At 33.2% G+C, this 10,032-nt stretch carries 9 protein-coding genes; 1 reads left to right on the top strand and 8 read right to left on the bottom strand.

Features of this window, described 5'->3' with window-relative positions; genetic code table 11:
* Positions 1 to 180: 180 nt before the first annotated feature.
* The 3 genes from ACWNT5_RS21375 to ACWNT5_RS21365 all read right to left on the bottom strand — a co-directional run bounded on the left by ACWNT5_RS21375 (position 181) and on the right by ACWNT5_RS21365 (position 2,916).
* Positions 181 to 813 (bottom strand): carbonic anhydrase family protein, encoded by a 633-nt coding sequence (locus ACWNT5_RS21375; protein WP_456518527.1) that lies wholly within the window; start codon positions 811 to 813, stop codon positions 181 to 183.
* A 101-nt stretch (positions 814 to 914) separates the two neighbouring features.
* A complete protein-coding gene (locus ACWNT5_RS21370; protein ID WP_456518526.1) occupies positions 915 to 2,474 on the bottom strand; it encodes a SulP family inorganic anion transporter in 1,560 nt (519 codons plus the stop codon).
* 109 nt (positions 2,475 to 2,583) lie between these two features.
* Positions 2,584 to 2,916, bottom strand: a complete 333-nt coding sequence (locus ACWNT5_RS21365) for a hypothetical protein (RefSeq protein WP_456518525.1) — start codon at positions 2,914 to 2,916, stop codon at positions 2,584 to 2,586.
* Positions 2,917 to 3,098: 182 nt separating this feature from the next.
* Here ACWNT5_RS21365 and ACWNT5_RS21360 point away from each other — a divergent pair, with 182 nt between their 5' ends.
* Positions 3,099 to 4,304: a DUF418 domain-containing protein gene (locus tag ACWNT5_RS21360; RefSeq protein ID WP_456518524.1), complete on the top strand. Its 1,206-nt coding sequence runs from the start codon at positions 3,099 to 3,101 to the stop codon at positions 4,302 to 4,304.
* A 6-nt stretch (positions 4,305 to 4,310) separates the two neighbouring features.
* Here ACWNT5_RS21360 and ACWNT5_RS21355 read toward each other — a convergent pair whose 3' ends face one another.
* From ACWNT5_RS21355 to ACWNT5_RS21335, 5 genes are all read right to left on the bottom strand, one after another.
* Positions 4,311 to 5,558, bottom strand: coding sequence for an alpha/beta hydrolase-fold protein (locus tag ACWNT5_RS21355; protein ID WP_456518523.1), 1,248 nt, complete (start codon positions 5,556 to 5,558; stop codon positions 4,311 to 4,313).
* A gap of 184 nt (positions 5,559 to 5,742) precedes the next feature.
* Positions 5,743 to 6,495, bottom strand: coding sequence for a LytTR family DNA-binding domain-containing protein (locus ACWNT5_RS21350; RefSeq protein ID WP_456518522.1), 753 nt, complete (start codon positions 6,493 to 6,495; stop codon positions 5,743 to 5,745).
* A gap of 114 nt (positions 6,496 to 6,609) precedes the next feature.
* On the bottom strand, positions 6,610 to 7,359 hold the full coding sequence (locus ACWNT5_RS21345; protein ID WP_299608756.1) for a tetratricopeptide repeat protein: 750 nt from the start codon (positions 7,357 to 7,359) through the stop codon (positions 6,610 to 6,612).
* 13 nt (positions 7,360 to 7,372) lie between these two features.
* Positions 7,373 to 9,139 (bottom strand): BatD family protein, encoded by a 1,767-nt coding sequence (locus ACWNT5_RS21340; protein WP_456518521.1) that lies wholly within the window; start codon positions 9,137 to 9,139, stop codon positions 7,373 to 7,375.
* Between the two features lie 4 nt (positions 9,140 to 9,143).
* A complete protein-coding gene (locus tag ACWNT5_RS21335) occupies positions 9,144 to 10,025 on the bottom strand; it encodes a tetratricopeptide repeat protein (protein ID WP_456518520.1) in 882 nt (293 codons plus the stop codon).
* Between the last annotated feature and the right edge of the window lie 7 nt (positions 10,026 to 10,032).

Genomic DNA, 10,032 nt, shown 5'->3' with positions numbered 1-10,032 from the left:
AAAGAAGGTAAAAATAAAATGAGTGTACTTAACGCAGTGAGAAATAAAATTATTCATAGAATCTTTGCTATAATAAAAAACCAAACTGCTTATAAAAACAATTTGGTTTTGTCATAGAAATCAGTTTGACAATAACTTATAACTTTTTAGACCTCTTCTATTAGAAGATATATATCTTATTTAATTTTCGAAAAATGTTACACTTCCATTGCTAATGTCATACATTCCTCCAATAATCATAATCTCACCATTTTCTTCCATTTCCTTAAGCACTTCACTTTGGTCTTTTATGTTTTGGATTGTCATATTCACATTTTGCTCTGCAACTTCATTCACAAAATCAATATTTTTAGAAGTTCTTTCTGCTGGATCTGCAGGTTCTGTTACCGCTGCTACCGCTGGTTTAATCTTACTTAACAACGCAGTAAGATTTCCTAGTTTCGCATCATCACACGCTCCTTTTACAGCTCCACATGCTGTATGACCAAGTACCAAAACTAATTTAGTACCTGCTAGCTTACAAGCAAATTCCATACTTCCTAAAATATCTTCATTTACGAAATTACCTGCTACTCTAGCGCTAAAAATATCTCCTATTCCTTGATCAAAAATCAACTCGGAAGACACTCTAGAATCTATACAACTAAGAATCGTAGCAAAAGGAAACTGCCCTGATTTGGTATCATTTACCTGATCCAAAAGATCTCTATCTGCCATATGCTTTTGTTGAAATCTTTCGTTTCCTTCTTTAAGCAATTGTAATGCTATTTGTGGCGTTATTGCCGCTTGTGTATCTTTAGTATGTGCTTTCATATGTTCTTTTTTTAATATTTTTTATGTTAAAAGAAATTTCCCTAAAAATAACAATGATCTTATCATTCATCAATAAGGTTATTTCCTACTTTTTTAGTTTATTAATTTAATTTTGGTCTCAACTTGAAAAAGTCAATATAACTTTCAGGATTTTCCTCTATACCTCTTTGGGATATTAACTTTACCGTGATATTTCTGTTTTTTGCTTTTTCTTTAAAATCATCCAATATTTCGATCACATCATGATCCAAATAGGTTGTTTTTGTCACATCTAATTCCAAATAAGAATTTTGTGGTAAAGCATCTAGCTCTTTTAATATCGTGGCCTTATTGAAAAAAGTAACCTCTTCTGCCAAGGTCATTTTAATTTTAGAAGTGCCTTCGCTTTCCTCTTTATGAAGGAAGTGAGAGTTTTGGTAACTCTTTATAAGTGTAATTACAATTCCTACCGCAAGTCCAATTCCTATTCCCCATAAAAGGTCTTTAAATACGATAAATACTACTGTAACGATAAAAGGAACAAATTGCTTCCATCCAGCAGTCCACATGTTTTTAAAGGTAGAAGGTTTTGCTAATTTATACCCTACTAAAAGTAGTATTGCTGCTAATACAGAAAGTGGAATTTTATTAAGCAAGGTTGGAATCAACATTACTGAGATTAACAAGAAAAATCCGTGAATAATAGCGGACATTTTTGATTTACCACCAGATTGAATATTTGCAGAACTACGAACGATTACCTGTGTAATTGGAAGTCCTCCGATTAATCCTGATATTACATTACCTGCTCCTTGCGCAATTAACTCTCTATTAGTTGGTGTTACTCTTTTCTGTGGATCTAACTTATCTGTTGCTTCTACACAAAGCAAGGTTTCTAAACTTGCGACCAATGCAATAGTAAACGCGGTAACATAGATCTCAGTTTTGGTAATTACTTCCCAATTTGGCATGGTAAACTGCGCTAAAAAAGAATCTGCATCTGCAGGAACTGGAACATTTACCAGGTTTTCCGTACTAATTGCCAAACTTCCTGAATCTCCAAAGACTACATAAAATATGATTCCTAAAACTACAGCTACTAAAGGTCCTTGTACCAATTGAAAGATCTTACCTTTTTTAGATAGTACATTTTGCCATAATAATAAAATACCTAAACCTATTACTGCAATTAGTGTATCACCCATACTGATATTTAGTAATGAGTTGTAGATCGGTGCAAATAACCCCTCTCCTTTTTGTGGAATATAGCCGAAGAAATATGGAATCTCTTTAAGAAAAATGATAATACCGATACCTGTTAACATCCCTTTGATCACAGAAGAGGGAAAAAAGTACCCGATAACACCAGCTTTTAAAACTCCGAATAAAATTTGAATAACTCCCGCTAATACAACAGCTACTAAAAAATCTTCGAACCCTAGAGAAACAATTGCCGCAAAAACGATTGCCGCAAGACCAGCCGCTGGTCCACTTACTCCGATTTGAGAACCACTAATAGCTCCTACTACTATCCCTCCTACAATTCCAGCAATTAACCCCGAAAATAAAGGAGCACCACTAGCCAAGGCAATACCCAAACATAAGGGTAGCGCCACAAAAAACACGACAATACTAGCTGGTATGTCTGATTTTAAACTTTGAAATAATTTTGAATTACTCATAACATAATAAGTAACGAAGTTAACAATCGTTACATTTTTTTAAAAAATTGAAAAATTGATTTTCTCAGTCAAATAATACGTTTTATTCGACCTAAGTGTGTGGTTTACATTACCCCAATTCTGGTGGTGGAGTTGTATATTCTAGATATACTGATAAATTTTCATATATCAGATCTGGGTAGTATTTTATACTATAATAGGATATACCTGTATGCTTACTATCTGCATACTGAGAAATCTTATCTTTTTCTTTCAGATCTTCTTTCTCAGATCCGTCTTTCTCATTGGATTCAGATTTTTCTTCGGTATCATCAATTGCATAGCTGATAGCAGCGCTATCTCCTCCATAAAAGTCAAACAAATTGCCAACATAATTACAGGTATTCAAAAGAAAACCTGAAATAATCAAAAATTTAGCAATTTTTATTTTTATGGATAGCATAAATATTTTTTATGGATCATAAAAATAATAGTAATACTTGCAAAATCTGTTAAATCCATTGTAAAATTAATTAACAATTTACCTTTAGAGCACAAATTCTCACCAATAAATACTTGATAATTAATACATTTTAACTTTTTCTACATTGTATAAAAAGTAACAATAGGCTAACTTTATTCCTATTGGAAAATAAGACTTCAAATAGAATAATAGTAATCGATGCTTTACGAGGTTTTGCATTGGCTGGTGTCTGCTTAGTTCATATGAATGAGCAATATATAGCTTCGGCTCCTTCAGAAAGCCTTATGGAAGTAACTAACTCTGTTTTTGATCAAGTTTTAGGAGGAATTATAGGTTTTTTTATTGTTGGTAAATTCTTTGCATTGTTTTCGATCCTATTTGGGCTTAGCTTCTTTATCCAGATGAACTCTGCATCGAAGCGCAATGAAAATTTTGGGTTACGCTTTTTATGGAGAGCTTTTTTATTGCTGATCATAGGCTATATCCATCAATTATTTTACAAAGGTGATATTCTAACGATATATGCTTTATTAGCTCCTTTTTTAATTCCATTTTATCGCGTATCCAATAAATGGATTCTACTGGTATCTGGATTGTTTTTAATCAGTATTCCAAGATTTATTGCTTTTGCCATCTTAGGAAATGAAAGCGCCTTCGGATTTCCTTCTATTATGGATGGGAACAGTCCAACTAATTTAGCATATATCGCTACATTGAAAGAAGGAGGTATTACCGAGGTTTTTATAACTAACGGTACGCAAGGAATGCTTCAAAAAATGGATTTTCAGATCAGTTTATTTGCAAGATTTTATATGACATTTGGTTATTTCCTTATAGGGTTATGGTTGGGTAAAATTGCACTATTTCAGACTATGACAGAGAAAAGACCCTTACTTAGAAAATGGCTGAAACGAGCCTCCATATTTTTCTTTATTGCGCTTGCGCTTACAGCAGGTATATTTGCCATTTCTCCGCAACCCGTAGATTTCAAAAGTTGGCTACACGTCATTGGCATAAATATCTTTGATTGGTCTAATATTGCACTAACCGCTATTATTCTTTGTAGTTTTCTTTTACTCTACCCAAACAAAAAATGGAATCGATTTTTCTCTTTTTTCGAATCTTATGGCAGAATGGCACTTACCAATTATGTGTTACAATCCATAATCGGTACTTTTTTACTTTTTGGATGGGGATTAGGTCTTATCGGTAAGTTACAAACCGTATACCTGGTCATCATAGCTGTAGCTCTTATCATCATACAATCCGTAATCAGCAAATTCTGGTTACAAAAATTCTACTTTGGCCCTTTAGAATGGGCATGGCGAAGCGCAACAAAAGGTAAAATTCAACGATTTCGAAAATAAGCATCATCAATTTCTCTCTATTTTTTTTAACTTTCTCTTAGCCTCTTCATTTCCATCTATCTCAATTGCTTTTTTATAGCTTTTAATAGCTTCCTCATTTTCATCTTCCTTTACATAAAAATCACCAAGCGCTACATAACTATTGGAATTGTCTGGATGGAAATCTACATTCATTTTTAAATACGCTAAAGCTTTCTCAGGAAAATCATGACCCTCTAACATAAAAGAAGCAATATCATTGACGAGTTGCCAGTCTGGTTTCATTTCTCTTCCCATATGAAAACTCAACTTTTTATAATGCTTATAGAAAGGTTCTGTTAGTTCCTTTGCAGAATACCCTTGTGGTGTATTAAATCTCCACATTTCTTTAAACGGAAACCATGAGAAAACAGCTCTAAATCCATTATACTGTCCTGGGATTACAATACTTCCATGGTCTTCATTCTTAAAATATTCCCACTTAAAATCCAGCTCTTTTTTACGTTTAGTAAGAACGTCATGAAACTTTAAGTTTGCTCGAATTTGCTCAGTTATTTCACTTCTATCTCTTCTTACTTTTACCGTATCCATGCGTTTTCCAATACTATTAGCAACAGCCACATATAAGGATTTGCCTTTATAATTTCTCTTATCGATGAGTTTTCTTGATTGTTTTACCAAATCTTCATCATCCCACCAAAGACTTGGATCTACAGCAATGAAATTATTGAAAACACTGTCATTATGTAGGTAAGAATATATCACAAATAAACCTGCTGTAGAATGGCCAACGATCGTAGCATTACTCTCAGTCTTATAAGTCTCTGTTATAAGACAATGTAATTCTTCATCTAAAAACTTTGCAAAATTCTTTGCACCACCAGAGGTTTCAGTATTGTGTTTTCTCGAAGATTTTACATTGGTAGGCGTATAATCTCTAATCGCATCTTTGTTTTTAATCCCGACAACAATAGATTTAGGCATTTGCCATTTATCCAAACGCCTCAACATACCCGTGACAGCATGAAAATGTCCAATCGCATCCAATACATAAATTACTGGATATCGTTTTGAGGGATCATATTTTTCTGGAGTATGTACCCAAAACTCTCGATGTTCTTGTAATACCTTAGAATATAAACTATCTACTTTCCCGATGACTATTTCTCCCTTTGCGGTCTTGTTTTCCTGCCCACTTGCATGTACACCAATAAAAAATAATGACGTAATTAGTATTAATTTCCAGTTTTCTAAATAAGTGCGTGATTGAAACATGTTTAAATTTATTCTTTAAAGTTGAAAGTATACAAATACATTGTCAAAAAACGGATATCATAACTGGTATTCCTATTTCCTGTATTCTCTTGATTTTTGAAAAGCTAAAAGTATTCTGAAAATCTCCATTCAATACCCTGAAAATAAGGGTTAGGTACAAAACAATGGGATTTAGGTATAAAAATTAATGTGGTAATAGATCCTTATCAAAAGTTTTTGAGACAGGAACATCCATATGAGTAAGTCTAATAGTATTCGAATTTTTCCAAGATCTAAAATGTGATGGATTTATCAGGTGTGAACGATGTACCTGAATTAAAAAGTCTAATTCTTCTTTCATACTCTTAAGAGAAGAACGTATTAATTTAGATCCTAGATTCCCTTCCTCAATAAAAAAAATCTCTACGTAATTTTGAGCATTTGTTATACAGACTAAATCGGATTTGTTTACTTGTAACACATCTAATCTATTTTCTCCTTTGATGGTTAACACAATTTCCTGGTCATCTATCTTTAACTTTTCTGGAACTAGTCTAACGATATAGATTCTTGCCAGTACTAAGATTGGTGTAAAAATGAGCGAAAATTGAAAAACCAAACTAGCAAAATCCCAAAACTCATAGATTCCTCTAAAAAGAGGGCTTTTGTAAAAGTTATAACTAACTATTAAATTAAGTATATGAAAAAAGAGGATTGCACTTATTTCTAAGGTAATATTCCACTTTCTTATTTTATCATAAACTACTTTCTGTAATATGGCAAGTATTGCATAGCAAATAAAGGCAATTGAACTAAACCCTATACTTATCTTATTCCAATCGAAATATGAAATTCCTGTGTCAAAAGGTTTTATATAATACGTAAACACAAAAATCCAAAAGCTAATAAAAACCCCAATGAGAAGATGAAGCTTAATAGAAGTATTTAGTTTGTTCATTTAGCAATTAAACTATTCGTGAAAATATTTACAATATAGCTGTAAAATAGATAGATCGCATATTTTCTCACCCATCCCAAGAGTGGTGAAAAGTAAATAATGTAAAAAGAAATATTAAAGCTCTTTTAAATCTGTAGCTGGAATCCATCCTATTTTACCATCAGCAAGTTTGATTTTCTTCCAATCATTTACTGTTTCGGTAACTTTTACTTTGGTTCCCTCATGAAGTTCAAAAACCTCTTCACTTCTTAAGTTGGGTTCGCTTTTTACTGTACTTTCTTGTGCAAAAATAATGGCATATTGGTTATTCGTGATGTAGCCATACTGTTTAAAAGCAAAAACCACAGCAAAAACTGCTATGAGTAATGACACCCACGAACCTAAGAAGAAAAGTCTTTTTTTGGAAGATATACGTGCTGTGTAATACAATAAAAACAATACTACAAAAATGACTACGCAAAGAACTGCAATCCAAGCCCAAGAATCAAAACTAAACATATTAGTAAAACCGTTTATAGTTCTCGAAATAACTCCTTCTGGAATTACATCGATTGCATCTATGGTAGCATTGTTGGCAAAAGCCAAGTTATTCTTTATGTCTTCATCATTCGGTTTCAGTTCTAATGCCTTCTCATAATAATAAATGCTTTGCCCTATATTACTCAGTTTATAATTAGCATTCGCTAGATTGTAATATAGTGAAGCTGATTCCTGGCCACTTTCTAAAATGGCAGAATAAGCATCTATAGCCTCCTGATATTTTTCTTGATTATAAAAGGAATTTCCTTTTTCAAATAATTGATCGTTTTGTGCTAAGCCCAAAACACTCACTAGAAAAACAACTATTATAATTAAATTCTTCACTACTATCAATATTTTATAATTGTTTATCAATTGCCGCAATCACTCTAGATGCTTTATCATAATCCTGTTGCATTGCTGAAGTAGAAGATGGTGTATATCTTGCAAATTCACAACTTTCTAATAAAGCAATAAACTCTATTGAGGTAGCGTCCTCTACATCTCTTTCTTTTAATAATAGTTGGATACGATCTTTACTCATCTCGCTAGTTTGTATATTCAGCTTTGCTTTTAGATAGTTATGCAGAGCTAGTTCCATTGCGATATAAAAATCCTTTTGATTTCCTAGGTTCTTTTTCGCTTCAGAAAGATATTTTCTTGCCAATTTATCAGCTTTTCGAACTCTGTTTCCACTAACATCACTCAATCGCTCTTCTCTCTTTTTACCAAAGAACATAAACAATGGAATTGCTAATAAAGATGCTGTTAGCATTATCCAAAATCCAGTAGATTTAAAGAAATATTCTTTTTGAATCGGTTCCAGATCAGCGTCCAACTTTAAAAATCTAAATTGGCTACCTGTTTGCGTTACCAATTTTTTAGTAGTTCCTGAAGATTCAGAGTTGGTTACAATGCTTCCACTATCAGGACCATTCTTCACATTAATTACAATCTCTGGAGAAGTAATTCGCTTATAAGTTTCTGTTTTTAAATCAAAATATGAAAAAGAAACAGGTGGAATTGGATAGGTTCCTTTGAACTGTGGTACTAATGTATATGAGTCTGATATACTACCGGACATTCCTGTAATATTCGTTCTTACTCTCTCATTATGTTCTGGTTCATATTGTTCTAAACCATTAGGTACACTTAACTTCGGTAAATCGAATAATTTAAGATTCCCATTACCAGACACCTGAATTTTGGTTTCCAAAGATTCAGTTGCATCTAATTCTGTTCTATTAGGTGTTATCTTAAAATCAAACGAACCTACAGCTCCAGAAAAATCATCTGGTTTTCCTTCTATCGGAAGTGGCTTTACATTAATAGTTCTGGTTCCTGCAGCCACTGTTTTGTTAACCGTAGAGTATAATTTACCTCCAAAAATATCTCTTCGGTTTGTAGGAACATCAACAGCAATTGATAAGGTAAGAGGTTCTATCTCTAGTTTTCCTGTTTTTTGCGGGTACAACACTGTTTTTCCGCATACTACAAAATTATAGGGCTCTCCTTTATACTCTCCTCGCTCAACTCTTAATTGTCCTATTTTTATGGCTTGACTCCAAAAATCACTATACTTTGGATTATCAATTTCTCTTAAATTACTTATTTGAATTCTTGGACTTACATAAAGCTTATACACTACAGTAATCGCTTCATTTAGATATGGATTTGTCTTAGAAACCTCAGCAACCAGATGTAAATTTTCACTTGCTACGTAATCCGCATTATTACCGTCTTTTGGTTTTTCTACGGCTGCAGTTACCTGAACCTTTACAGGTAGCGTTTTATAAATTTGACCATCTATTTCTATGGTTGCTTGTCCTATGGTAAAGTTTCCTCTTTTGGTTGGTGATAAAAAATAGCTAAATGTCTTGGCATACGATCTTTTCCCATTAATCCAAGAGTTACTGATAGACTGATTTGGTCCTCCTACAACGGTAAATCCCTTGAAACTAGGTTGAGTAAAATTATCTCCATCCTGATTCATTTCGAAATCTACGCGCAATCTCTCATTTATACCCAACTTTTTCTTGCTCACTTTGGCCTCGAACTTCACCTGAGCCACACCTAGCTGGGAAACTGCTAAAAATAATGCTACAAAAATTAATCTTATATTCATCAGTTTACCAATCTTTTTCTGTTTTTGTTTTTGCTCCTTTCGCCTTTTTGGCATTTATCTTATCCTGCACTTTTCTTTCTTCATTATTCATCGCCTCCAAAAGGCTTTTTACCTGCTGAGGAGATAATTGTCCCTGCACTTGCTGAGGTTGTTGCTTCTTTTCTTCAGGTTTTCCTTCGCCTTCTTTATTATCTTTTTTCTTCTCTTTTCCCTCTTCATTAGGATCATCCTGCTTATCTTCTTCATCCTTTCCTTTCTCATCTTTTTTATCTTCTCCTTCATCTCCTTTTTGATCTTTCTCGTCGCCTCCTTCTTTCTTATCTTCTTTATTCTCTCCGTCTTTTTTATCCTTGTTTTCCTGGTCCTTATTCTCGTCTTTATTCTGATCTTTATTATCCTTATCTCCGTCTCCTCCTTTATCCTCGTTCTGCTGCTTTTCTAACATCTTCTTTGCTAATGCAAGGTTATATCGAGTTTCATCATCTTTAGGATTGTTTCTCAATGCATTTTTATAAGCTTCCACAGCTTCCTTGTATTTCTTTTGCTCCATAAAGGTATTTCCCTGGTTATGAAACGCCTTATGTTTCTCTTCTTTGGTAGTTGCAGTTTTTGCAGCCTCTACATAACGATTATTTGCTTCATCATATTTTTCGGTATTATAGTAAGCATTAGCCAAATTATATTTGGCAACCGGATCTACAGGGTTCTTAGAAATTGCCTTTCTATATTCTCCTTCAGCCTTTGGAAAATTACCATCTTTTTGTAATACTTCATTTCCATTTGCAACATATCTATCCGCCTCAGCGATGATCTCTGCTCTATCTTCTTCCTGAGAAAAAGAAATTCCTACTTGAAAACATAATAATATGATAAGTAAATTTCTCATAGTATTC

The sequence above is a fragment of the Aquimarina sp. 433 genome (assembly GCF_054054605.1).
This window is presented reverse-complemented; position numbering and strand designations above follow the sequence as displayed.

What these genes read in the sequence shown, in the direction of transcription:
- ACWNT5_RS21340 (WP_456518521.1), bottom strand. Translation starts at nt 9,139, where the DNA reads ATGAATATAAGATTAATTTTTGTAGCATTATTTTTAGCAGTTTCCCAG.
- ACWNT5_RS21355 (WP_456518523.1), bottom strand. Translation starts at nt 5,558, where the DNA reads ATGTTTCAATCACGCACTTATTTAGAAAACTGGAAATTAATACTAATT.
- ACWNT5_RS21335 (WP_456518520.1), bottom strand. Translation starts at nt 10,025, where the DNA reads ATGAGAAATTTACTTATCATATTATTATGTTTTCAAGTAGGAATTTCT.
- ACWNT5_RS21365 (WP_456518525.1), bottom strand. Translation starts at nt 2,916, where the DNA reads ATGCTATCCATAAAAATAAAAATTGCTAAATTTTTGATTATTTCAGGT.
- ACWNT5_RS21370 (WP_456518526.1), bottom strand. Translation starts at nt 2,474, where the DNA reads ATGAGTAATTCAAAATTATTTCAAAGTTTAAAATCAGACATACCAGCT.
- ACWNT5_RS21375 (WP_456518527.1), bottom strand. Translation starts at nt 813, where the DNA reads ATGAAAGCACATACTAAAGATACACAAGCGGCAATAACGCCACAAATA.
- ACWNT5_RS21350 (WP_456518522.1), bottom strand. Translation starts at nt 6,495, where the DNA reads ATGAACAAACTAAATACTTCTATTAAGCTTCATCTTCTCATTGGGGTT.